At 48.5% G+C, this 23,951-nt stretch carries 20 protein-coding genes; 15 read left to right on the top strand and 5 right to left on the bottom strand.

The window, feature by feature from the left end; all coding sequences use genetic code 11:
- The first annotated feature begins 211 nt into the window (after positions 1-211).
- From GXO76_04155 to GXO76_04135, 5 genes are all read left to right on the top strand, one after another.
- On the top strand, positions 212-1,438 hold the full coding sequence (locus GXO76_04155) for a phenylacetate--CoA ligase (GenBank protein ID NOY77045.1): 1,227 nt from the start codon (positions 212-214) through the stop codon (positions 1,436-1,438).
- A gap of 4 nt (positions 1,439-1,442) precedes the next feature.
- Positions 1,443-2,096, top strand: a complete 654-nt coding sequence (locus tag GXO76_04150; GenBank protein ID NOY77044.1) for a CBS domain-containing protein — start codon at positions 1,443-1,445, stop codon at positions 2,094-2,096.
- 138 nt (positions 2,097-2,234) lie between these two features.
- Positions 2,235-2,828: a GNAT family N-acetyltransferase gene (locus GXO76_04145; protein NOY77043.1), complete on the top strand. Its 594-nt coding sequence runs from the start codon at positions 2,235-2,237 to the stop codon at positions 2,826-2,828.
- Between the two features lie 208 nt (positions 2,829-3,036).
- Positions 3,037-4,260: an FtsX-like permease family protein gene (locus GXO76_04140; protein NOY77042.1), complete on the top strand. Its 1,224-nt coding sequence runs from the start codon at positions 3,037-3,039 to the stop codon at positions 4,258-4,260.
- A 102-nt stretch (positions 4,261-4,362) separates the two neighbouring features.
- Positions 4,363-5,343 (top strand): polyprenyl synthetase family protein, encoded by a 981-nt coding sequence (locus GXO76_04135; protein ID NOY77041.1) that lies wholly within the window; start codon positions 4,363-4,365, stop codon positions 5,341-5,343.
- Between the two features lie 60 nt (positions 5,344-5,403).
- Here GXO76_04135 and acs read toward each other — a convergent pair whose 3' ends face one another.
- Positions 5,404-7,296 (bottom strand): acetate--CoA ligase, encoded by a 1,893-nt coding sequence (gene acs, locus GXO76_04130; GenBank protein ID NOY77040.1) that lies wholly within the window; start codon positions 7,294-7,296, stop codon positions 5,404-5,406.
- Between the two features lie 247 nt (positions 7,297-7,543).
- Here acs and GXO76_04125 point away from each other — a divergent pair, with 247 nt between their 5' ends.
- The 10 genes from GXO76_04125 to GXO76_04080 all read left to right on the top strand — a co-directional run bounded on the left by GXO76_04125 (position 7,544) and on the right by GXO76_04080 (position 19,261).
- Positions 7,544-8,236 (top strand): PTS sugar transporter subunit IIC, encoded by a 693-nt coding sequence (locus GXO76_04125; protein ID NOY77039.1) that lies wholly within the window; start codon positions 7,544-7,546, stop codon positions 8,234-8,236.
- A 4-nt stretch (positions 8,237-8,240) separates the two neighbouring features.
- Positions 8,241-8,984, top strand: coding sequence for a PTS mannose/fructose/sorbose transporter family subunit IID (locus GXO76_04120; protein ID NOY77038.1), 744 nt, complete (start codon positions 8,241-8,243; stop codon positions 8,982-8,984).
- 26 nt (positions 8,985-9,010) lie between these two features.
- The gene (locus tag GXO76_04115; GenBank protein NOY77037.1) at positions 9,011-9,277 is read left to right on the top strand and encodes an HPr family phosphocarrier protein; all 267 of its coding nucleotides are present in this window, start codon (positions 9,011-9,013) and stop codon (positions 9,275-9,277) included.
- 2 nt (positions 9,278-9,279) lie between these two features.
- On the top strand, positions 9,280-11,061 hold the full coding sequence (gene ptsP, locus GXO76_04110; GenBank protein ID NOY77036.1) for a phosphoenolpyruvate--protein phosphotransferase: 1,782 nt from the start codon (positions 9,280-9,282) through the stop codon (positions 11,059-11,061).
- Complete coding sequence (locus GXO76_04105) at positions 11,058-11,261, top strand: hypothetical protein (protein ID NOY77035.1); 204 nt, start codon at positions 11,058-11,060, stop codon at positions 11,259-11,261. Before ptsP ends, GXO76_04105 begins: the two co-directional genes overlap by 4 nt.
- 6 nt (positions 11,262-11,267) lie before the next feature.
- Positions 11,268-12,203 carry a hypothetical protein gene (locus GXO76_04100; protein ID NOY77034.1) on the top strand — a complete coding sequence of 312 codons (936 nt, stop codon included), beginning with the start codon at positions 11,268-11,270 and terminating at the stop codon, positions 12,201-12,203.
- An 889-nt stretch (positions 12,204-13,092) separates the two neighbouring features.
- Complete coding sequence (locus GXO76_04095; GenBank protein NOY77033.1) at positions 13,093-14,226, top strand: methionine adenosyltransferase; 1,134 nt, start codon at positions 13,093-13,095, stop codon at positions 14,224-14,226.
- Positions 14,227-14,249: 23 nt separating this feature from the next.
- A complete protein-coding gene (locus GXO76_04090; GenBank protein NOY77032.1) occupies positions 14,250-15,509 on the top strand; it encodes an adenosylhomocysteinase in 1,260 nt (419 codons plus the stop codon).
- Positions 15,510-15,953: 444 nt separating this feature from the next.
- The gene (locus tag GXO76_04085; protein ID NOY77031.1) at positions 15,954-18,002 is read left to right on the top strand and encodes a hypothetical protein; all 2,049 of its coding nucleotides are present in this window, start codon (positions 15,954-15,956) and stop codon (positions 18,000-18,002) included.
- Positions 17,999-19,261, top strand: a complete 1,263-nt coding sequence (locus tag GXO76_04080; protein ID NOY77030.1) for a hypothetical protein — start codon at positions 17,999-18,001, stop codon at positions 19,259-19,261. The genes GXO76_04085 and GXO76_04080 overlap by 4 nt, the downstream gene beginning before the upstream one ends.
- Before the next feature lie 27 nt (positions 19,262-19,288).
- Here the strand turns inward: GXO76_04080 and eno are convergent, their stop codons facing one another.
- The 4 genes from eno to GXO76_04060 all read right to left on the bottom strand — a co-directional run bounded on the left by eno (position 19,289) and on the right by GXO76_04060 (position 23,496).
- Entirely contained in the window at positions 19,289-20,563 is a 1,275-nt protein-coding gene (gene eno / locus GXO76_04075) for a phosphopyruvate hydratase (protein NOY77029.1), read from the bottom strand.
- Between the two features lie 822 nt (positions 20,564-21,385).
- The gene (locus GXO76_04070; protein ID NOY77028.1) at positions 21,386-22,129 is read right to left on the bottom strand and encodes a hypothetical protein; all 744 of its coding nucleotides are present in this window, start codon (positions 22,127-22,129) and stop codon (positions 21,386-21,388) included.
- A 222-nt stretch (positions 22,130-22,351) separates the two neighbouring features.
- Positions 22,352-22,636, bottom strand: coding sequence for a hypothetical protein (locus tag GXO76_04065; GenBank protein NOY77027.1), 285 nt, complete (start codon positions 22,634-22,636; stop codon positions 22,352-22,354).
- Between the two features lie 71 nt (positions 22,637-22,707).
- Positions 22,708-23,496 (bottom strand): alpha/beta hydrolase, encoded by a 789-nt coding sequence (locus GXO76_04060; GenBank protein NOY77026.1) that lies wholly within the window; start codon positions 23,494-23,496, stop codon positions 22,708-22,710.
- Positions 23,497-23,951 lie beyond the last annotated feature (455 nt).

Genomic DNA, 23,951 nt, shown 5'->3' with positions numbered 1-23,951 from the left:
GGTTCATTTTTGTCACCTGCGGAAGCAGCAACTCTCCATTGTGATTTTTATTTTGAATTTATGAATTCTTTTTCCTATATTATAAAAACAGAAAGTTAGAAAAACGGGTTTCTTTAATCCGAGTTATTTTTGCCATTCCATCTCCTGAAGCACGATCAGATTATTTTTTCCGGCGTTTTCTTTGCTGACAAACCGATTGTAGGAGAGAAACGTGACACGCACACCAAACACCAAACATCTTCCGTTTTCGGAAACAATAAGCGATCTGATTTCCTACACTTACGCACACGCACCCTATTTTAAATTTTTGCTCGATTCAAACCACCTCAACCCTAACGATTTTTCTACGCCAGCCGATTTGGAAAAAATCCCTGTTACACACAAAGATGATCTCATTCGGCTTCAGGCTGAAAATCCGCCGTTTGGCGGATGGCTGGCGCAACCCGTGAGTCAATTACGACGAATCTTTCTCTCGCCGGGACCGATTTTTGATCCCGAAGGCGATACAGATGATTTTTGGCACTTTGAAAAGGCCCTCCGTTTAGCCGGTTTTCGTGAAGGGGATGTCGTTCAAAACACCTTCTCTTATCACATGACCCCCGGAGGATTTATGCTGGATGCGGGCTTGCGGAAAATAGGTTGTGTCGTCTTTCCCGCCGGTGTCGGAAACACCGATTTACAGGTAAAGGCAGCCCTTTCTCAAAACATCACCGGCTACACCGGCACGCCCTCCTATTTGATGGCCATTCTAAAAAGGGCAGAAGAAATGGGCATTCATCCCAAAAAGGAGCTGCATTATCGGGTGGCCCTGGTCACGGGCGAGCCCCTTCCGCCCTCGCTTCGCAGGGAGTTTCAGGAGGACTACGGTATCTCTGTTTTTCAAGTTTACGCCACAGCCGATATTGGCTGTGCCGGATTTGAATGTACGCAGCAGGAAGGCTGGCACGTGAGCGACCAGACACTGGTGCAGATTTGCGACCCGGCCACAGGCAAGGAATGTCCTCCCGGAGAAACCGGTGAGATTGTGGTCACCCATTTTAATGCCACTTATCCCCTTATTCGGTTTGGTACGGGCGATTTGTCCTTTTTTATGAAAGAGCCTTGTCCCTGTGGCGATGCCTCACCGCGTCTGGGCGGGTACAAGGGGCGTGTGGGTGAAGGCGTTAAGGTGAAGGGCATGTTTGTTCACCCCAGCCAGGTTTGGGATGTGTTGAAGAAAATACCCTGTGTAAAAGATTTTCAAATTTTGGTTACCCGCACCGGTCACAAAGACATCCTGACCTATCAGCTGATTGCGGCCGAAACCGGGTGCGAGGGACGAACGGACGAAATCGAAGAGGCCCTTAAAAGCGTTGTAAAGGTCTATGGAAATGTGAAATGGGTTCATGCTTTTGAAATTCCCGATCGTAGGGTAATCGACGTAAGAAAATGGGAGTGAGCAGATGATTGTTAAAGATTACATGAAAACGGATGTAATCACGGTCGGAGAAACCGATTCCTTCAACCAAGTGATTCACGCCATGAAGGAAAACCATATTCGACACATCCCGGTCGTGAAAAAGGGGAAAGTGGTAGGAATTGTAACGGAATCGGACATTAAAAAGGCATCGGCCTCGCCGGCCACCACCCTTTCGGTTTACGAACTTAATTATCTGTTGGATAAAATCACCGCAAAAGATATTATGACAAAGGATGTTTTAACAGCTCATCCTGAAATGACTCTGGAAGATGCCGCCATGATTATGCGGGAACATCGGATTGGGGGGTTGCCGGTGACCGACCGCAAAAAAAATCTTCTCGGCATTATTACGCTTACCGATATTGTCGACCAATTTCTGGATGTGATGGGAGTGGGCGCGCGCGGTATTCGGATTACGATTGAAGCAGAGGACAAGCCCGGGCAAATCTACAAATTGGCCTCCATTATTAAAGAATACCACGTCAATATTATCAGCTTGGTTGCACCCCGGCATGAAGACCCCAAATTGCGCAAAATTGTGATGCGTATTCAATGCACAAAAAATGTGGATAAATTGGTGTCTGAAATTGAAAAAGAAGGATTTGTGGTCCTTTCAACGATCGCCTGTGAAGAGTAATGTTTGTCCTGCAAAACGCGGAATTCATTGACGGCAATTGACATCAATCCGATAATTCAACAGGTTATTATTCTTGTTCTTGACCCTTTAGATCAAAGACAGAAGTTCTCAATTTTTCAACCTAAAAAAGGAGTAACTATGTTTAAAGACTACCCAAAAACCAAGAAGCTAAGGGATGGTACACCGGTAACCCTTCGACCCATGAAAAAATCAGACGAAAAGGCGCTCTACGATTTTTTCATCGGTCTCAGACCAGAAGATCGTCTCTTTCTTAAAGACGACGTGACCGATCCAAAAGTGATTCATGAGTGGGCCCAACACATCGATTACGAAAAAATTATCCCGATTCTGGCCTTTATCGATGACAAAGTGGTGGGGGACGCCACACTGCACCGTGCCAGCCACGGATGGTCACAGCACGTGGGAGAAATTCGCATGGTCACCTCTCCCGAATACCGAAGAAAGGGACTGGGCTTAATTCTGGCAAAAGAAATCTTCCTGCTGGCACAGTTCCTTGGCATCGAAAAAGTGGAAGCGGAAATGATGGATTCTCAGGAAGGAGCCATTCGTGTTTTTGAAACCATCGGATTTCAAAAGGAAGCCCAGCTGAAAGACCATGTTAAGGATTTACGGGGACGAAAACACGACCTCATCATCATGACACAAGACATCTCCAAGCTGTGGGAATACATGGATAAGATGCTCATGGATGCCGAGGATCACGGGGGCTGATTTCGCAGTCACCGCTCGATTTCATATAGTGGGGAGAAAATGCTGATCTCAGGCCGAAATCATTCGATTTCGGCTTTTTTTATTTATTAAAATTTATTGAAGCAAATTATTATTTTTCCCGTATCTGTAAATTGGCGGTTTTATCAAAAGAACTGCTTGATTATCTTATTGAAATTTCTTATTTTTAAATTTATTAAGAGGTGGATTCATGGATTTACATGAAAGTTTGTGGATGGCCATTGAGTCTATCCGGGCAAACAAAGCCCGGGCCATTCTCACAACCATTGGCATTGTATTCGGAGTTCTCGCCATTATTTCTATGCAGACTCTGGTTCAGGGATTCAACAAACGAGTGGGCAAAGAGCTGTCCATTATCGGAAGCAGTACGTTTTATGTTCAAAAATACCCGGCCATTCAAACCGGACGCCTGAGCAGTGATATTCGCAATCGCAAGGATATCACGATGAAAGAGGTTCGGGCTATTGAAGAACGCGCCACTCTCATTAAATTGATTTCCCCGGATGATGATCAGTTTGGCATTACGGTAAAATACAAGGGACGCCACACCAACCCAACGGTTCTTGCCAAAGGGGGAAATGAATATTGGGCACTTGTGAGTGGCTACATGTTGAAGGAAGGCCGTTTCATTACAAGAGACGATGTGCACAGCACCCGGGATGTCTGTATTCTGGGGATGGACATCGTTGACAAACTTTTCCCTTTTGAGAGTCCCCTTGGGAAATTGGTTCTGGTCAATGGCCATAAAATGCGCGTGATCGGGGTATTTGAAGAAAAAGGGAAGATTTTTGGGTTCAGTCAAGACAATGTTGTTTTCATGCCTATTTCCACCTTTTTCAAATATTTTGGAAGCCGGCGCTCCATTTCCATTGCTTTGCAGGCCGATCGCCCGGATCTCATCGCCCCTGCAATTGATGAAGTCACAGGCATTCTCCGTTCGGTACGGAAAGTTCCCCCGGGGAAACCGAACGATTTTGAAATTGTCACCCGGGAATCGCTTCTGGACACGTGGAATAAAATCAGCGGTTACATATCCATTGTGGCCACGGCCATCGCCGCCATGTCACTTATTGTGGGCGGTATCGGGATTATGAATATCATGCTGGTATCCGTAACCGAACGCACCCGGGAAATAGGCATCCGGAAAGCCATTGGCGCCAAGAAAAAGGACATCCTCTGGCAATTTATCGTGGAAGCCGTTATTCTGAGTGAAATCGGTGGAATTATCGGTGTTATTCTTGGAGTGGGGGGCGGAAAAATTCTGGGACTGGCCCTTAAAATGCCGTCAGCTGTTCCGGTATGGGCCGTCCTGGTAGCCATTGTGTTTTCATCTTTTGTGGGTCTTTTTTTTGGAATTTACCCGGCTTCCAAGGCTGCGAAACTGAATCCAATTGAAGCGCTGCGCTACGAATAGTGAGAACTTTTGAAAAAAAGGAGCTCCCAATATTCTTATCCGGATACGGCATGGCCGGCAATTGAAAAACCTGTTCATCAAATGTAATGCATGGGATTTTTGTTGACTGAATTTGAAAAAAAATTAACCCATCTTCGGACCCTTGTGAACACGCGCATTCAATCCGTTTTTGAGCACAAGGAACCCGCCATCCTTTATGAGCCGATGAAATATATTATTGACGGCGGAGGAAAACGTCTCCGGCCGGTTCTGCTTCTCCTGTCCAGTGAAGCGGTGGGCGGGCGCGCAGAGGACTGCCTGGATGCGGCCGTAGCCGTGGAAATGCTCCACAACTTTACCCTCATTCATGATGATGTCATGGATCAGGACGATATTCGCCGGGGTCAGGAAACCGTCCACAAAAAATGGGATGTGAATGTGGCCATTCTCTCCGGCGACGGGCTGGTCGCCCTGTCTTACCGCTATTTGATGAATTGTGCCCATCCCCGTATCGCAGAAATCGGAAAACTTTTTTCGGACGCCCTGCGGGAATTATGCGAAGGCCAGGCACTGGACAAGGAATTTGAAAGCCGCTGGAATGTCACCCTGAGCGATTACTTTACAATGATTCGCAAAAAAACGGCCGTCCTGATTGCGCTTTGTACGCAGATCGGGGGAATTTTCGGAAACGGATCCGAAGAACACATCCGCAGCCTGTGGGAATACGGGCTGAATATGGGAATGGCCTTTCAAATTCAGGATGATCTGCTCGATGTAACTGCCGATGAAAAGGTTCTCGGAAAGGATTGGGGCAGCGACATCCTCCAGCGGAAGAAAACCTTCTTATTAATTCACGCCCTCGAAGTCGGAAGTCCGGCCACGAAGCGGGAAATCCACAGCATTCTGGATCGGCCCGCAATTGATGTTGAAGGGGTGAAACGGGTTGCCGAACTCTTTCAGGAAACGGGAACCCTGCAAGCCGCTGAAACCTGCATCCAAGACCATTTCCAAAAGGCGCAGGAACAGCTTTCCGTTTTGCCCGAAACAAGGGGGCGCAAAAACCTGGAGCTGTTCCTGGAATTGGTTTCCCACAGAAATTATTAGTCGTACAATCAATTCATGAAAATTCGTGAAATTCGTGGGCAAAGGCTTTTTAAGGCCGACCTATTCTTCCAGCGTACTCAAATCTCCCACATCCTGTCCCAGAATTTTTGCCTTTAGAACCCGCCGCATGATCTTTCCGCTCCGTGTTTTGGGCAATGAGTCAACAAAATTAACGGCCTCCGGACGGGCAATGGGCCCGATCTCCCGCGCCACATGGTCCCGCAGTTCATCGGCCAATTCCGGTGATGCTTTTTGACCCGTTTTCAGAATAACAAATGCGTGGATGGCGTGTCCCTTTAGCTCATGGGGAAGTCCGATTGCTGCTGCCTCCGAAACGGAGGGATGGCTCACCAGAGCGCTTTCAATTTCTGCGGTTCCCAGACGATACCCGCTCACCTTAATCACATCATCAATGCGCCCAATAATCCAGATGTAGCCGTCTTTGTCGATTCGGGCGGAATCACCCGCCTTGTACCAACCCTGTTTTTCGTAATCTTTCCAGTACGTATTTACATATCGATCAGGGTCCCCCAAAATGGTCCGGGCCATTCCCGGCCATGGGGCTTTGATCACCAATTTTCCCTCTTCCCCCGGGGCCACATCTTTTCCCTCTTCGTCCACAATCCCGACCTCAATCCCAAAAAACGGCTTCGTGGCCGATCCCGGTTTTAGCGGCGTGATGGGCAATGGGGTGATCATAAATCCGCCCGTTTCCGTTTGCCACCAGGTATCCATGATCGGGCACCGCTTTTGACCGATCACCTCGTAGTACCAGCGCCAGGCTTCCGGGTTGATGGGTTCACCCACCGACCCCAAAAGCCGCAGACTGCTCAGATCGTAGCGGCGCGGCCAATCATCGCCAAATCGCATCAGGCCGCGAATAGCCGTAGGGGAGGTGTACAGGATGTTGATTCCATATTTTTCAATCATTTGCCACCAGCGATTGGGGTACGGGTAATTGGGGGCGCCTTCGTACATCATAACGGTCGCGCCGTTAATTAGCGGCCCGTAAATAATATAACTGTGTCCGGTAATCCAGCCCGGATCTGCGGCGCACCAAAACCGGTCATCTTCTTTAATATCGAATACATACCGATGGGTTGTTGACGTATAAACCGCATATCCTCCATGGGTGTGCACCTGTCCCTTCGGCTTTCCGGTGGTACCGGATGTGTAAAGGATGAAAAGCGTGTCTTCCGCATCCATTTCAGCTGTTCCACACGATTCACAGGCAATAGGAAAATTCATGAGGTCTTCGTACCAAAAGTCCCGGCCGCTTTCCATATACACCTCGTGTCCGGTTCGTTTGACCACCACGCACGATTCAATGGTTGGCGATCGCTTAATGGCCTCATCCACGATCTTTTTCAGGTCGTTAATTTTGCCCCGGCGCCATCCACCGTCCGCGGTTACCAGAACCCGGCTCTTGGCATCGGCAATGCGTTCGGCCAGCGCTTCCACACTAAATCCTCCGTAAACCACGCTGTGAATGGCCCCGATTTTGGCACAGGCCAACATTGCAAACATCAATTCGGGAATCTGGGGCATGTAGATCGTCACAATGTCTCCCTTTTTAACGCCCATACTCTTCAGGATATTGGCAAATTTGGAAACCTCCCGATTCAACGCGTGGTAAGAAAAGGTTCTAAAATCTCCCGGTTCCCCCTCCCAGATGAGAGCCAGTTTATTCCGGCGCCATGTTTTGAGATGACGGTCGATTGCGTTGTGGATGATGTTGATTTTCCCCCCGACAAACCATTTGTAAAAGGGTTTGTCACGGTCATCAAGTACCCGATCCCACTTTTTAAACCAATCCAGCTTTTCGGCTTCCTCGGCCCAAAATTCTTCCCGGTTTTTGATGGATTTTTGATACAAAGAGTCGTAATCTTTAATGGTTGCCTGATCAATAACTGTCTGAGATGGATAATATACCTCTCCCTCTAAAGATGCCATAATTGCTTCTCCTTTTGATTTGATTTGTTGATTGGATATGTGGGTTCAATCTATTTTGACAGCGACTACCTTTTATGGTGCCGTGTTCAAATTACGATAGAGGAAACAGGTTTTTAATTCGTAATTTTATGATAAAGAAATTTATAATGAATGTCAACAATTATTTCTCTTGACTTTGTAAGTATTTTTTTTTAAAATGATTAAATTAAATAATCTTGCGGGTCATCTGAAACTTTTGAGATTCCTGATGTTTCAGAAATATTTAATTCTTTTTTTATCGGGCGGAATCATTGGGCTGGATACAACTGCCGCCTGGCAAATCCTCATTTCACACCCCTTAATCAGCAACACCCTGATTGGCTGGATTTTCGGGGATTTGCCGCTGGGATTGTTCTTTGGATTGGCCATGGAAATGATCTGGCTAAAAGATATTCCGATCGGGGGTGCAAAATTGCCGGAGGGAAATATCGGATCGTTTGTGGGGATGTCGGCCATTTTATTTGCACAACCCCAGAATGCGCTTCACCAACCCTGGCTGGTATTTGGTGGGTTCCTGTATGCCTTTCTTATCGCCCATCTGGCCGGGTTTACGCTTCCTCAGATGCGCCGGAACAACCGGATTCTCGTAAAATGGGCCGATCATTTTGCAAAAAAGGGACACGCCTCGGGTGTTGCCTGGATGCACCGAATTGGGATTCTTCATGCCTTTTTTCACGGAGCCGTCTGGACGGTAGTGGCTGTCTGGGTGGGCGCCTGGGGATTGGATAAACTGGGTAATTGGACCCGGGAATGGGGACAGCTTACAACCGTCGGTTTGAAATCCACGCTTCTGGGAATGGGCATTGGGATTGTCGGATATTATTACACCAGCAAAAAAAACCGCCCGATCCTGTTTGCAGGGGTTATCCTTGGAATCGTCATCGGATTACTCTGGGGTTAATGCCATGAGAAAACTCCAAAAGTCGGATTTAGTCAAAATTGTCTGGCGATCGTTTTATATCCAGGGCTCCTGGAATTTTGAACGAATGTTAAATCTGGGATTTGCTTTTTGTCTGCTTCCGATTTTGAACAAATTATACAGCGATCCCGAAGATAAAAAAGCGTTTCTTAAACGGCATTTGGGTTATTTCAATGCCCATCCGTACTTTTCGTCATTTGCCCTTGGTGCGGTTGCCCGGCTGGAAGAAAAAGCCGCCGTTGAAAAATGGACCGATTTTGCTCCCATCGAAAAATTTAAATTCCGGCTGTCCAGCCCCCTGGGTGCCATCGGCGACAGGCTTTTTTGGGGCACCATTAAACCTGTAGCGTCAATTTTGGGGGTCTTTTTCGCTCTCATTGGCGGAATTCTTGGACCCATTGTCATGTTTGTTTTGTACAACATTCCGCATATTTTTATTCGCTATTACGGGGTTTTTCATGGGTACAAAAGGGGGTTTGATATCGTAAGTGAGCTGTCCATGCGAAGGTACCAAAAATATGTCGATGCGCTGGAAAAGGTTTCTCTCTTCTCAGTGGGAATTCTGGCAGGCTTTCTCTTTTTGACGTCCGCAAAAATGGGACTTGAAATGGGCGGACTGTTTTTTCTTACAGGAGGCGTAACCTTCTTTATCCTCAGAAAAGGATGGTCTTTTTATATGGCCTTGGTTCTGTCTCTTGCACTTATGTTCGGGGTTGTTTTTATTTTTTAGGAAACGCCAATTCAAAACGGAAGAAAATGGTCGAGAAAGAAGTCATTGTGAAAAACAAACTGGGGTTACATGCCCGGCCCTCTGCTCTCTTTGTAAGGAAGGCATCCAAATTTAAGTCGGATATTCAACTTATTAAGGATGGCGTGGAAGTCAACGGGAAGAGCATTATGGGGCTCATGATGCTTGCCGCCGAAATGGGCAGCAAAATAACCATTCGGGCGGAAGGAGAGGATGAAGATAAGGCTGTGGAGACCCTTGCTGCACTTTTTGAAAACAAATTTGATGAAGATTAGGTATGTCTGCTTATAAAATTACACCCTCTGAAAAAATTTTCACAGGCATTCCTGCCTCTCCGGGAATTGCCATCGGACCGGCACGTCCCTTTGGAAAAGAGAGTATTTCGGTAGAAGAACGAACCCTTTCCCCCGATGAAATTTCGGGAGAAATTCAAAAATTTCAAGAAGCTCTGCAGAAGACAAAGGAAGAAATTCTCAGCATTCGAAAACACGTTCAAAACAATATTGGCGAAGAGAATGCCAAGGTATTTGATGCCCACCTCCTGATTTTGGAAGATAAAATTGTTCTTGATGAAACCATCCGCCGAATCAAAGACGAGCGCAAGAATGCCGATTGGCTTTATTTCCAGATTATGCGGGGTTTTCACGACCTCATGATTTCAGGCAACGACGATTATTTGCGTGAGCGGGGCCTGGATATTTTGGACGTCAAGCGACGCGTCATTCGAAATTACCAGGGGGAAACAAAAAAGGTCAGACCGGACTTGCCGGAACCGGGCATTATTGTGAGCCACCAACTCACACCCTCCGAAATTGTTCTTTTGAACCGGTCGCGCATTCTGGGGCTCGCCATCGACATGGGGGGAAAAACGTCCCACGTCGCCATCCTGGCCCGATCCTTTGAAAAACCGGCTGTGGTAGGGCTTCACCATTTCTCAAGCGAAGTCAACAACGAGGATGTCCTCATTGTTGACGGGAACACGGGCCGGGTGATCCTAAATCCTGAACCGGAGACGCTAAAAGACTATCAGAAACGTCAGGAAAACTACCAAAAATATCTGGAAGACCTGCTTCCTTTACGGGAACAATCGCCCATCACGCTTGACGGACACGAAATTGAACTTTCGGCAAATATTGAATTCCCGGAAGAAGTGGACTCGGTTTTATTGCATGGAGCCAGGGGCGTGGGTCTTTATCGAACAGAATACCTGTTTTTAAGAGAAGCTAAATTCCCCGACGAGGAGGAGCAATTTACCGAATATTCCAATGTGGCCACCCGGCTTTTTCCTCAACCCGTCATTTTTCGGACATTTGATCTTGGCGGCGACCGGCTTTCCATTGCGGAACTGACCAACAAAGAAGACAATCCCTTTTTGGGATGGCGGTCCATTCGCATTTGCTTGGACAAACCGGATATCTTCAAAACCCAACTGCGGGCCATTTTGCGAACCAGCATAAAAGGAAACGTACGCCTGATGTTTCCCATGATTACATCAATAGAAGAAATCCGTCAGGCCAAAAAATACCTGGAAGAGGCCAAAAAAGAGCTTCGCCAGAAGAAACAGCCCTTCGACGAAAACCTGCCTATTGGAATCATGATTGAAGTGCCCGCGGCCGCAATGATGGCCGAGGAATACGCCCGTGAGGTCGATTTCATGAGCATCGGCACAAACGACCTCATTCAGTACACGCTGGCGGTGGATCGGGGAAATGAAAAAATTGCGGCCCTTTACACCGGGTTCCACCCGGCCGTACTGCGATTGATCTACAAAACGATTGAAGGCGGACACCGGCAAAAAAAATGGGTCGGCATGTGCGGTGAATTGGCAAGCCACCCCCTGGCCATCCCTATTCTTCTGGGAATGGGTTTGGATGAATTAAGCGTGCCCCCTTATTTTCTGGATAAAACCAAAAAAATTGTCCGTTCCCTGCGTTACCGGGAGATGAAAAAAATGGCTCAGAAGGTGCTGACATACGATTCGGCGGAAAAAATTCAGGCATACGCCGAGCGCTTCCTGAAACGCCGCCTTCCAAAAGACAGTTTGGGAGTCCAAAAGTGAACAACCCTGCGACATTTTCTTTGGATTGGGACGCCCTCCACAATCAAAACAAAAACCATTTGCTGTCTTTGCTGGAAGGCTTTCCTTCACAAGGGGAAGAAGCCATCGCCATCGGAGAAAACTCTGAGATTCAAAGGGCTCTTTCCACCATTCAAACCATTGACATTTTGAAAAAGAGTTTGTCGAAAGGTTCCGGGTAAACCACAATGAACGTCGATTTCAGGACATTTATTCCGGTTGCATTAAAAATCCGGGAGGCGGTGCTTCCGTTGCTGGATTCCCGGGCCGGGAAGGCGATTACAGGAATGGCTTCCAGCGGCGACACAACCTTTCGTCTGGATGAAATCGCCGAAGAGGTGTTGAGACAGGAATTGGATCATCTCGGCATTCCCCTGGCCTATTACTCGGAGGATCGCGGCTTTGTAAAACTTGCTTCCAACCCGGCCTACGTCCTGATTGTCGATCCGGTGGATGGAACCCGCCCGGCGGCCTCCGGCTTTGAAATGGCGGTCGTGTCCATCGCCATTGCCAGATTCCGTGAAAGGCCCCTTTTCCGGGATCTGGTGGCGGGCATTGTCGTTGAAATCAAAACAGGGCAGGTTTATTTTGCATCCACTGCGCCGTCTTCTCTGGAGCTGCCTCCGGGCAAAGGGCTCCTTTTGTCTGACACCGCGGACCTCACCCGTCTGTTCTGGAGTTTCGACGTGGTCGGGCGTCCCATCCGGCCGCTCATGGCGATTTTGGGCGATCTGATTCAGGGGAGTGCGCTCAATGGCGGAACCTTTTTGTGGAACAGTGCCGCCTATTCTATTACGCGACTACTCACCGGACAGCTGGATGCCTACCTGGATCTGGGAGGATTTTTGCTGGAAAATTTGGACCAGGCCGAGCTGCACTTTCGGGAGGCAGGAAACGGACGGATTATGGGTCTTTTTCCCTACGATATCGCAGCCGCCCGGCTTATTGCAAAACAAGGCGGGGTCTTCATTTCGGACGCACATGGAAATTCGCTGGACGATTTCCCGCTGATTCCCGAGAAGGACGGACAAATTCTGTCCCTGGTAGCCGCCTCCAATGCAAAACTTCACGAAAAACTGTTATTTTACATTCAACGCCATCTGACGGAACTTTCGGATTTTTAAAAGGTCCTCCTGAAAATAAGACACAACCCCTTTTGAACCCACCCCCTGACTCTCCCTCCCTGATTTCAGGGAGGGGGCCGGAGGGAGGGTCAGGAATGGACCGATTCTGCTAAATACTTACGATATAAAATGTTACAACAATGTCCTTTCAGAAAAAAAGCAGGTTTTCCCTTTCAGTGTTTTTACTGATATTTTTTGAAGTAAAACAGAAAATGTGGGTCGGGGCTTGCCATTTTTTAAAGATGGTTCTACTGGAATTATTGTGGGCGTTGTTGTCATGGTGTATTTTAAAAAACATACTTAGAATTCCGATTTGAGTTTCTTCCTGTCATCGCGGGTACGCCTCTGGCGTACGTGGCGATCTCTTTAAAGATTGCACGCCCAAGGCGCATTCCAAACTTCACCCGCCGCGGTTCCCGAGCCTGTCGAGGGACAGCGGGTTCGAAATGACAAAATATTCTTAATCAATTATTCGAATTCTGAAAGATCTAATATCTTCCCCACAAAAAAGCCACTGAAACCATTAAAATAATTTAAAAACCCCTGATCCACATCCAAAAAAAACTTGCGTTTAATTGCCATTTTTTTTAAGTTTTAAACTTAAAAATGTGACGTTTCAAATCTCTAAAAACCGCCGATTGCAGAAATTGCTCAAAATCCTATTTTTCCTGCTGAATCTATTCCTCTGCTGAACGTGACCTGCAAAAGGGTTTTTGGGGAGCATCGTCCCGACATCAACAAAAAAGGGAAGATGCCGATATGAACGAAACAACAGAAACGGTTTCACCAAAATCCGGCTACAGCAAAGTTCGCCGCTGCCGGCAGACAGAAAACAGAATTCCTGTTTATTTTGACACGACTCATTCTATAAAATGGAGGAACTTCATTCATGGCTCGAACATTATTTACGTCCGAATCGGTTACTGAAGGCCACCCGGACAAGGTTGCGGATCAGATTTCTGATGCCGTTTTGGATGCCATTATGTCAAAAGACCCCTACGGGCGGGTTGCCTGCGAAACATTTGTCACCACAGGATTGGCGCTGGTCGGGGGTGAAATTACCACAGACTGCTACGTAGACATTCCCAATTTAGTGCGGGATGTGATCCGGGACATCGGCTACACCGACGCCCTCATGGGTTTTGACGGCAACACCTGCTCCGTTCTTACGGCGATTGACCAGCAATCCCCCGACATTGCCATGGGCGTGGATCGCGCCGGCGCCGGCGACCAGGGAATGATGTTTGGTTTCGCCATCCGCGAAACCCCTGAACTGATGCCCCTGCCCATTATTCTGGCCCATCGCCTGACGCAAAGATTGGCTGACGTCCGAAAAACGGGCGTTTTGCCCTATCTCCGCCCGGATGGAAAATCGCAGGTTACGGTAGCCTACGAGGATGGCAAACCCGTAGAGATCACAACCGTGGTTGTCTCCACCCAACACGCGCCGGATATCGAGCACGATCAAATCGAAGCGGATGTGATCAAGCACGTCATTTTGCCGGTTATTCCGGAGGAGTACATTCGGAAGGAGACGGTTTCGTTTCTAATTAACCCGACCGGCCGGTTTGTTTTGGGCGGTCCTCATGCAGATACCGGCCTGACCGGACGAAAGATCATCGTGGATACCTACGGCGGCTACTCACGGCACGGCGGCGGCGCCTTCTCCGGAAAAGACCCCACGAAGGTGGACCGATCGGCTTCTTACGCCGCGCGCTGGATTGCCAAAAACGTGGTTGCAGCCAATCTGGCAGACAAATGCGAGGTTCAACTGGCTTACGCCATCGGTGTTGCAGAACCTGTTTCCATCCATGTGGACACCTTTGGCACGGGAAAACTCAGTAATGGAGAGCTCGTAAAAAAGATTCGCCAGATATTTGATTTGACCCCTGCAGGCATTATCGATGCGCTTGAATTACGAAAACCGATCTACCGGAGAACGGCCGCTTACGGGCATTTTGGCCGTGAGGAAAAGGGATTTACCTGGGAAATTACAGATAAAGCAAAAGAATTAGCACGTTAATTTTAAAATAGAGGGAGGTCATTGTGGATTACGACGTTAAAGATCTGGGGCTCGCCGATGAGGGAAAGCGCCGCATTTTATGGGCCGACGGCGATATGCCCGTTTTGCGTGCAATACGGAAACGTTTTGAAAAAGAAAAACCGCTGGCCGGCAAAAAAATGTCTGCCTGTTTGCATGTGACCGCCGAAACAGCCAATCTGGTCCGCACCCTGAAAGCCGGCGGAGCCGACATCTATCTGTGTGCCTCGAATCCCCTCAGCACACAGGATGACGTGGCCGCATCTCTGGTGCGGGATTTCGATATTCCGGTGTTTGCCATTAACGGCGAAAACCGGGAGGTTTATTATCAGCACATCGAAAAATGCGTGGACCACCAGCCGGTTATCACCATGGACGACGGGGCTGATCTGGTATCGGATATCCACGCCAAACACGGGGATATGGCGTCTCAGATCCTGGGGAGTATGGAAGAAACCACCACGGGTGTTATCCGCCTTCGAGCCATGGAAAAAGACGGCGCTCTCAAGTTTCCGGTCATCGCTGTAAACGATGCGGCTACCAAGAATCTGTTTGACAACCGCTACGGAACAGGCCAATCCACCATCGACGGGATTATTCGTGCAGCCGATGTCCTGATTGCCGGAAAGATTTTTGTGGTGTCCGGTTACGGCTGGTGCGGCAAAGGGGTTTCCATGCGCGCAAAAGGAATGGGAGCAAAGGTGGTCGTTACGGAGGTCGATCCCATTCGGGCCCTGGAGGCCGCCATGGACGGCTTCTGGGTGATGCCCATGGCGGAAGCCGCAAAGATCGGGGACGTCTTTGTTACACTCACCGGCGATATTCATGTGATCCGGCCCGAGCATTTCGAAAAAATGAAAGACGGCGCGATCGTTGCCAACTCCGGGCATTTTAATGTGGAAATTGATATTCCCGGTCTGGAAAAAATGGCCAAAGAGGTCCACCGCGGCATTCGGAATTTTGTGGATCAGTACATTATGCCCAACGGGCACCGGATTCACCTGCTGGCGGAAGGCCGCCTGGTCAATCTGGCCGCAGCGGAAGGACATCCGGCATCTGTAATGGACATGAGCTTTGCCACCCAGGCCCTCGCGTCCGAATGGGTGATCAAAAATGCCGGCCATCTGGAAGCAAAGGTGTACAAGGTGCCGGTAGAAATTGAAAACTGGATTGCCACCTTAAAGCTGGAATCCATGGGCATCGGAATCGATGAATTGACCGAGGAACAAAAAGAGTATTTGTCGTCCTGGACAATGGGGACATAGGCGTCTGGTTGTGTCACATTGACCCCATTTTATCGATTCAGGAAGATTATCTCTTCCGCGGGCAAGTTACTTTCAAATTTGGCCAGTATTCTCTGTAAAATAGTTCACACAGAATTTTAGGGAATGCTGGCCTTTTTTAAGCCTGAATTCAGGAATCTGTTTTCATTTGAAAACATTATTTACCGCCAAAAATCGAAAACACAACACAATAAAAATTTAATTTTGACTTTGGTGAAAAACATCTAAAATAGTGAACATGAAATGTAAAGGGCAGATATCGAATCAGGACTAAAAAAGATTTTCAATTCTCCGTAAATTAATAAATTTTTTACCAAATTGACCGATAAATAGATAGTGTTTTCATTTCAAAAAAGAAAACCGCATTAACCGGTTCAACTTTCCCGCAGATGTGCATAAAAGTCGGACACTAAGGAATGGTGACTTATGAAAAAACATGGACGTTTCCGGGGTAGCATTCCCCGATTGGTTTTGCCCGTCATTCTTATGGCAGGTTTATTTTATGGTTCAGGCTGTTCAGTTAAGGAACCGCAAGCCCCCCAATGGGATGTCAATGTCGCCATCCCGCTCATTGACACCACGCTGACGATCGGTAAGCTTCTGGAGGATACAGACGACATCTCCTTTGATTCAACGGGTCTTCTTGGATTTCAGGTAACGCAATCCATGGATCCGGTGGAAGTGGGAGACAATCTGAGCGTTGAGGGAATTTCCGAAGATTTTGACGTAACGCTGGGCGACATTCGAGTCGATTCCCCCGGCTCACAAGTCGTTTCCGTTCAATTTGCGGCCATTTATCCTCAATCGGTTTTACTGAACGGGCAAACGGCCCAGGTACCACCGTTTACGGTTAATCTGGACAAGACCGAACTCCCTGCTTTTGGAGATTTTGAATCCATTCTTATTCGGGAGGGATCCGTCCGGATTACACTCCATAACAAACTCCCCATTCCCATCTCAAGCGGATTGGGAATTAGCCTTTACGACTACAATACGGATACCCTCGTGGTTTCAATTGTATCTCAAAACGAATTGCCTCCCAACGGACAGATCACCCTAAATAAATCTCTTGCGAATATTCGGCTTCCGGGCCACCTGGCCTTTACCATTTCGGGGGATTCTCCGGGCAGCGGCAGCGATTCGGTTTTCGTGGATGCCACCAACCAATCGGTCGACATGGAAGTCTATGTGTCCGACATTGTAGCCAGCGAGGCCCGGGCCAAGATACCGGATCAGGAGTTTGAAGATACCGATTACACCACACTCGGAGATTCCATCATTGTTACCGAGGCGGACATCTCCACCGGAAGTATTTCCTTTCAGATGACCAATAATCTGCCGTTGGATCTGGAGCTTTCGATCCAGCTTTTAAATTTCTTTGATGCCTCCGGCGATACCTTTCAGGCCCATCTTTTCCTTCGAAAAGGCGAACAAACCAATCAATATTATGATTTAAGCGGATATAAATTTCGCCCGGAACGAACCAGTGAAGGGGCCGTTGTGCGGTTTCACTGGAAGGCAAAAGCGACCGGGTCAGGTGATCAAATCATTACCATCCATGCAAATGACGGAATTGCCCTGGCGGTCAATATTCCCAAACTGGCCTTTTCAAAACTCTCCGGAATTCTGAACCAAATTCACGTCAATCTGGATTCGATGTCAACCCAGCTGGACACTCCCAAGGACTTGGAGGGTTTGCAGTTTGGCGATGCCCGGATTGAATTGAAGTTGATCAATGGAATCGGCTTTTTGATTCAACCGACGCTGAATATTGTCGGTACCAACTCAAACACCGGCCAACAGGCAACCATTCAGCGAACCGTTACCATTCAACCGGCGGGAGATCAGCCCGCTGTTACAACCGTTATTCTGGAAGGAGACGAAGTTACCCGTTTTCTGAATATCTTGCCCGATGACATTACGGTGTCGGGTTCTGTCATCCTTGGCGACGGACTAACCGAATCCACCATTCGGGCAACCGATACCATTTCTTCACAGGTAACCGTCAGCATTCCGGTCAATCTGAAATTCCCTGACCAGCAGCTCACACTCGATCCGGACAGTCTCGAAGTCGATGAGGATGCCCAGAATGAGATTCGGGATAATCTCAATGGAGGGTCTTTTCAGGCGGAACTTGGAAATCATTTGCCGTTCGGCGCGTCCGCCACATTTTATTTCACCTCCAGAGACACCGCCGTTTATTCCAACCCGGAATTGACAATCGGCCCTATTACATTAAATCCGGGAGTAACTTCCGAAACTGGAAACGTTGTTCAGGAAACCCCCAGCCAGATCACTATTTCTCTTGATAAAGACCAACTGGCTGTTTTTACGCATCCCACGGTTGTTTCGGGAATTCGAATCTCACTGCCCGGTTCCGGGGATAAATTTATTCGCGTTTACCGTAACGATTACCTTTCCGCAAAAGCCTTTATCAAAATAAATTACCACGTAAATCCAGAGGAATCGGAATGAAAATACAAAAAATAATCCTGATAGCCGCCGTTCTTTTACTGGCGGACGGCGTCTCTGTTCAGACCTTCAGCCAGGGGCTTTCTCAGGGAAGAAGCGTAGGACTGGCCAACGCATTTACTTCCATTGCCCGCGGCGTGTACGCCCCGAGCTGGAATCCCGCCAATCTGGCGCTTGAAGACAACCCTTCTCTCGACTTTAATTTGGCGGGCCTTGGATTGCACCTCGGCAACAGCACCTTCTCCAAGCATTTTTATGATATGTACAATGGAAAATATTTGGGGGCCAGTGACAAAGAAGACATCCTGTCCCGCATTCCCGACTCCGGGTTTCGCGTGCTTTCCAAGGAACACCTTCAAATCCTGGGCTTTTCATTTAAATCCTTTGCACTCACCTTCACCGGTCGGGGGGCGTCCCATGTAACACTCGACAAAGACTACATGAAACTGGCCCTTGAGGGCATCGATATGAACCGCCGCTACGATTTGAGCGACACCCACGGTGAGGGCCTGAGCTACTCCTCGCTCACCGTTTCGGGAGCCCACCGTTTTGCCGTCCCCTACGTGGATTTTTTGGCCGTGGGCGCCAATCTGCGCTACTTGGTCGGAATCGGTTACGCCTCCCTCGAAAACCAAAAAATGGAGATTTACAATTCCTACGACGGATATGCCGCCGGAAAACTGACCGGAAAATATGCGCTTCTCGGACACGGATTTGCTTTTGATCTGGGAGCCGCTACACGCTGGAAGGGCTGGAATGCCGGGCTGGCATTTTCGAATATTCTGGGTTCTATCAAATGGACCGGCGAAAAACACGCCTATTACAGCGGATTCCACACACTAACGGCACTGAATGTTTTTTCCCTTTCTCAGGTCGATCAGGATTCAGCGGTTCATGTGGATACCACCGACACCGATTTGCAGCCGTTCTCCACCCGCCTTCCTCTGGAAATGCGGGTCGGCGTCAGCCGAACCTGGCACAGCTTTCTCTTCGCTGCAGATTACCATCAGGGGTTTTCGAATCGGGCCGGCGTTTCGCCCCAACCGTATCTGGCCGTGGCCGGTGAATGGCAAGGCCTCGGCTTTCTGCCCCTGCGATTTGGATTGGGGCTGGGCGGCTACTACGGCATCAGCCCCGCCATGGGGTTTGGTCTCCACGCCGGTTTTTTCAAATTCGACATCGGCTGGATGTTTCGCGGCGGCCTTCTCCCGGCATACGCCAAAGGCATCGATTTCGGGTTGAATTTGAATTTGCGGTTTTAGGGATTAACCCGCGGCGACTGAAACCAGCTATTTCCACCGGTATTCAGCCCGATCGCCAAGTTCATTTTCAATTTCCAGAAGTCGGTTATATTTTGCAAGTCGTTCGCCCCGGCTGGCTGAACCTGATTTTAAATGACCGCCGTCCATCGCCACGGCAAAATCAGCCAGAAATGAATCCTCGGTTTCGCCCGAGCGATGAGAAATAAAATATCGCCATCCGGCTTCCCTGCACATTTTAACCGCTTGAATGGTTTCGGTTACTGTGCCAATTTGATTTAGTTTAATTAACGACGAATTGGCGGTTCCTTGCAAAATGCCCTTTTTGATATATGCCGTGTTGGTAACAAAGATGTCGTCGCCTACAACCTCAATTTCTTTGCCAAATTTTTCCGTAAATTTTTTAAAACCATCCCAATCACCTTCCGACAGCGGATCTTCCCACAGAATTATTGGGTATTTTTTGATCCAATCGGCCGCAAGTTCAATCAAATCTTCGCTGGTCATTTTTCCGGCGCCGGACCATTTTAAATCATACGTTGTTCCCAGGTCCGGCGAAAAAGAATTGGCTGCACTGTCAATGGCAATCGAAATATCTTTACCGGGCGTATAACCGGCCTTTTCAATGGCGTCTATGATTGTTTCAATCGCATCCTCATTGCTTTTTAAATTCGGAGCAAAACCCCCCTCATCCCCCACGCTGGTTGCCAAACCACGGGATTTAAGAATGCTTTTGAGTTTGTGAAAGGTTTCAGCCACATATCGTAAGCCTTCCTTAAAATTCGGGGCGCCGTGAGGAACAGCCATGAATTCCTGGAAATCAACACTGTTGTCGGCATGTTCACCGCCATTGATAATATTCATGCAGGGCACAGGTATTCGAACGGCATTTACCCCACCCAGATACTGATAAAGAGGTAAATGCAACGACTGTGAAGCGGCGCGGGCCACAGCCATCGAAACCCCCAAAATCGCGTTGGCTCCCAATTTCGACTTGTTTTCTGTTCCATCCAGTTCAATCATTAGCTGATCAATTTCCGTTTGCCGCGTCACATCCAGATCAATTAGTTTTGGCCCGATAATTTCTTTGACATTTTTGACGGCTTTTAGAACGCCCTTTCCGTCATATCGCCTGGGGTCATGATCTCTTAATTCAACCGCTTCATGTTTGCCGGTACTTGCACCAGACGGGACCGATGCCATTGCTTTTGTTCCGTCATAAAGTTCCACATAAGTTCTTACCGTAGGATTCCCTCGTGAGTCCAGAATCTCAATCGCATCAATTTTCTTAATAAGTGTTTTCATGCTGTTTCTCCTTTTGAATGGTTCGCTTAGCTGCAGAACCTGCCTGTAGAGTGGGTTCCTTTTCCCCCGAATTCTGAACGCAACACCTTGAAAAAAGGCTTCCGTCAAACATGGGATCTGAAAAACCTCAATAAATTTCAAATCATTAGTCTTACCGGCTATTCTTTAAAAAGTTCAAAATAGTTTTTCATTCCCTTCCTGTCAATCCATCCCATTGCGCTTCGGTTGGTTGGTCAGGTATCGCAAATCATACAGCGCAGCAAACCGTCCTGCAATGGTCTTTCAATCCCTGCACCGTCCGGGGATACGGGTCATCAAAGGCTCCCATCCTTCACCATCAGAAACAGTTGCTCAAAGAAATATCATCATCTATGAAGGGGGTGATTTTCTATCTGTCCGGGTTTTCCCGGACGCAGGAAGAATGAATGGATAAGGAAGAGAGTCGAAGGTTTTTCATATCAATCGGTTAATCATTTTTCTACAAAAAGGCCGGTAGGGCCTCAAAATAATCCCCACACCACTTGCCAAATCACATCCGCCAAGAAGTGGATTCCCAAAACGGCCAAAAAACCCGATTTGCAAGGGAAAAAGAAACTCCCAAATCACAAATTCCAATAACCAAACCTGTCCGCCTCCGGAGGATAAATTCCAATTTTTCAATGACCAAAACCGCTTGAATTGGCCATGAACGCCAAAGGCGTTCAACGTTTGTAGAAAACGGTCTCTCAAGAAATTTCCCAACCCCGAGAGGGGTTGAACTCACCCCCCTCAGATTGAACGCATCAGGACGTTGTATTTTGCTATGCGCATATCGTCCTCCCGTCAATAAGGCAGCGGCACGTTATAGTCAATGCTGAAAATTTCCGGCTTGTAATAGCAAAAGTCGCCGCTGTCCAGTTTCCACACCACATGTGACAGGCTCGGGATCATCACCCCGTTAAAGGCCTTGTATTCTTTGATTTGAATCTCCCAGGTTGCCAGCTCGAATTTGCCGTCTTTGTCCATATAGCGTTCCGCGAGGATTCGCTCCACCTGATTTTCCTTATTGAAGAAAAAAGTGGCCGAGGCGGAAAGGCCGTCCCGCGTAATGGTGGCTCTGGCCGCGCGGTCATCAATAGCCTGCCAGCGGATATAGTCGTTTACGAATACAGACGGAAACCAGACGCCCTCGGCTAAGAAACGCAGAATCTCGCCCTGATCCACTTTCAACCCCTCGGCGTGGGCCACCCGAATGAAGCCGAGCAGTTTTACGGTCAGGTCGCCTTTGCCGTCGATAAAACGGTCGGTAGCGGTGATGACGCTGATCTTTCCACGCCAATAGAATTCCATGGAATCCACGTTGAAATACTGCACCGCCTTCATATTTTTGAAATCCCGTTCCGGCTTTAGGCGGAAACCGCCGCCCTGTTTCAGGCGCACGGTCTTGATTTTCTCTTTGCCAACGATGTTCGTGTAGCGCAAGTATTTTTGCACAACCGACGGCAAGGCGGCAATATCCTGCTCGGTTATTTTTTCGCGGACAGCCGGCCTGTCCCCTGTAAAAGTGAATATTTTTGTCTTTTTCATGGAAGCACATCCTGTAGTTAATAAAATCAGCGAAATTAAAATCACATATTTCCTGAATTCCATCGTATTTTATCCTCCCGATCACCTGGCATTAAGGCACAGAATCTGAAAACGGTTTATTTGTATCACCTCAACCTCTTTTGAATCCGATTACTCGACTTTTGTTTCCGTTCAGACGGCATGATTGACCAATCCGAACGCTTTCAAATCGGACGCCAGTTTCTAACCCATAATACGAAAATCGCATTCCGATGTTTCGGGATCGTACCGCAAGTGGATACTGAAATCGGCTGCCACCAACCGCGTTCTGGAGGGGATGATCAGAAAGGGGCGCTTCCGCGAAGATTTGTAGTTTCGCCTCAATGTCTTTCCCATTCGCATTCCGCCGCTGCGCGAACGCAACGCGGATGTTCCGGCCCTGACCCGGCAATTCCATTGGCAAAAGGCCACAGAACCCAGGCTGTCAAAGCCTTTCACCTTCGGAAAATGGGAGACGCCGGACGGCATGGCTGCGCGCTATATCCGGCGGGCGGGCACACGCGTTTCGCCGCCCGACACCCTCTCCGCACAGTTGGCCGTCACAAGCCCCGCTCGTTCAGCCAACCCAGTATCCGGTCCGCTGCCCTCTGCCACCCGTCTTCCAGCATCATATCATGTGCCATGTTGGGAAAAATCTCTGCCCTCGTGTTGTACGCCCGCCCGGTTGCCTCAACTTCACGGGGAGAAAAGAGCGCGTCGTTGGCTGCCCCCAACACCAGCAGCGGTGTTTTCACCCGCTTGGGCCGCGGTAAGTTTAATCCCATTGTGTCCAGATAGGCACGATACGACTCATCCTGCAGTCGTGAAAAGTAATGCCTCACCTTCTCCTCGGGCATGTCCGCTGAAAAGAATGCCTCCCGTGTCAGTTGCGGGGTACTGACCACCGGGAACATGCTCAGCGTTAGGTTGGCCTTCATGAACGCCATCGGGTGCCGAGAAGCGACCCGCAGGGTGGCCAGAATCACCCCTTTGGGTGGCACAGATGCCAACAGCACTGCAGCGGGTACTTCATTTGATTCCAGGTACTTCTGAACGATCAATCCCCCCATAGAGTGCCCTATTAATACCGGCGGTTTCTCCATCTGATTCACCACCTGGGTTACATCCGCTACATAATCCGCAAGGGATGTCCAGCGCAGGCGCTCCCGTCCTTCACTCCCCCCGTGACCCCGCAGGCTCAACGCATAGGATACGTATCCCTGTTGGGCAAAATAGGGCATAAAGTGCTCCGCCCAACACCATGCAGCGTGCCACATACCATGCAAAAACAGGATTGGCGTGGGACGCGCATTGGATACGGCTTCTTCACTTATGATTTCCAAATTCATGAATCTCCTCCTTATGAATCAGCGGATCCTTCACGCATGTGTACGCGTCGTCCAACCGTTTTGTTTTTCTTTTATCACTTCCTCCAACTCCACCCATTCCCAATCGCCTTCAAAAATGGCATCGTCAATGCCGCCGCCTAAGATAGCTTTTTCCATTTGTTTGGTTTTTTCAATAATTGCCTGCTGTCTGTTCAGCCGCTCCACAAGCTGCTGCCGGATTCCAAGGGACGGGTTGCCCTCCTTTTCGAAAATGCGCGACTACTTCGTGCTATTCACCAAAGCAGGAACGATGACACTCATCGAGTATTGTCCGATCAAAAAAATTGTTGGATGAAGCTCCGCCCTGAAAAGTGGGCGGAGCCCCCTGAGGCAGGCAGGCGCTACAGATTTTAAACTCGGCTTCGCTCGCTTAACATCTTATTTTGTTGGGCTTTTGCCTTTTTGGGTTTATCTTA

It is taken from the genome of Calditrichota bacterium, from assembly GCA_013151735.1.
In the GTDB taxonomy this organism is placed as follows: Bacteria; Zhuqueibacterota; JdFR-76; order JdFR-76; family BMS3Abin05; genus BMS3Abin05.
This window is presented reverse-complemented; position numbering and strand designations above follow the sequence as displayed.

What these genes read in the sequence shown, in the direction of transcription:
- GXO76_04150 (NOY77044.1), top strand. Translation starts at nt 1,443, where the DNA reads ATGATTGTTAAAGATTACATGAAAACGGATGTAATCACGGTCGGAGAA.
- GXO76_04145 (NOY77043.1), top strand. Translation starts at nt 2,235, where the DNA reads ATGTTTAAAGACTACCCAAAAACCAAGAAGCTAAGGGATGGTACACCG.
- GXO76_04140 (NOY77042.1), top strand. Translation starts at nt 3,037, where the DNA reads ATGGATTTACATGAAAGTTTGTGGATGGCCATTGAGTCTATCCGGGCA.
- acs (NOY77040.1), bottom strand. Translation starts at nt 7,296, where the DNA reads ATGGCATCTTTAGAGGGAGAGGTATATTATCCATCTCAGACAGTTATT.
- GXO76_04125 (NOY77039.1), top strand. Translation starts at nt 7,544, where the DNA reads ATGTTTCAGAAATATTTAATTCTTTTTTTATCGGGCGGAATCATTGGG.
- GXO76_04120 (NOY77038.1), top strand. Translation starts at nt 8,241, where the DNA reads ATGAGAAAACTCCAAAAGTCGGATTTAGTCAAAATTGTCTGGCGATCG.
- GXO76_04115 (NOY77037.1), top strand. Translation starts at nt 9,011, where the DNA reads ATGGTCGAGAAAGAAGTCATTGTGAAAAACAAACTGGGGTTACATGCC.
- ptsP (NOY77036.1), top strand. Translation starts at nt 9,280, where the DNA reads ATGTCTGCTTATAAAATTACACCCTCTGAAAAAATTTTCACAGGCATT.
- GXO76_04100 (NOY77034.1), top strand. Translation starts at nt 11,268, where the DNA reads ATGAACGTCGATTTCAGGACATTTATTCCGGTTGCATTAAAAATCCGG.
- GXO76_04095 (NOY77033.1), top strand. Translation starts at nt 13,093, where the DNA reads ATGGCTCGAACATTATTTACGTCCGAATCGGTTACTGAAGGCCACCCG.
- GXO76_04085 (NOY77031.1), top strand. Translation starts at nt 15,954, where the DNA reads ATGAAAAAACATGGACGTTTCCGGGGTAGCATTCCCCGATTGGTTTTG.
- GXO76_04080 (NOY77030.1), top strand. Translation starts at nt 17,999, where the DNA reads ATGAAAATACAAAAAATAATCCTGATAGCCGCCGTTCTTTTACTGGCG.
- eno (NOY77029.1), bottom strand. Translation starts at nt 20,563, where the DNA reads ATGAAAACACTTATTAAGAAAATTGATGCGATTGAGATTCTGGACTCA.
- GXO76_04070 (NOY77028.1), bottom strand. Translation starts at nt 22,129, where the DNA reads ATGAAAAAGACAAAAATATTCACTTTTACAGGGGACAGGCCGGCTGTC.
- GXO76_04065 (NOY77027.1), bottom strand. Translation starts at nt 22,636, where the DNA reads ATGCCGTCCGGCGTCTCCCATTTTCCGAAGGTGAAAGGCTTTGACAGC.
- GXO76_04060 (NOY77026.1), bottom strand. Translation starts at nt 23,496, where the DNA reads ATGAATTTGGAAATCATAAGTGAAGAAGCCGTATCCAATGCGCGTCCC.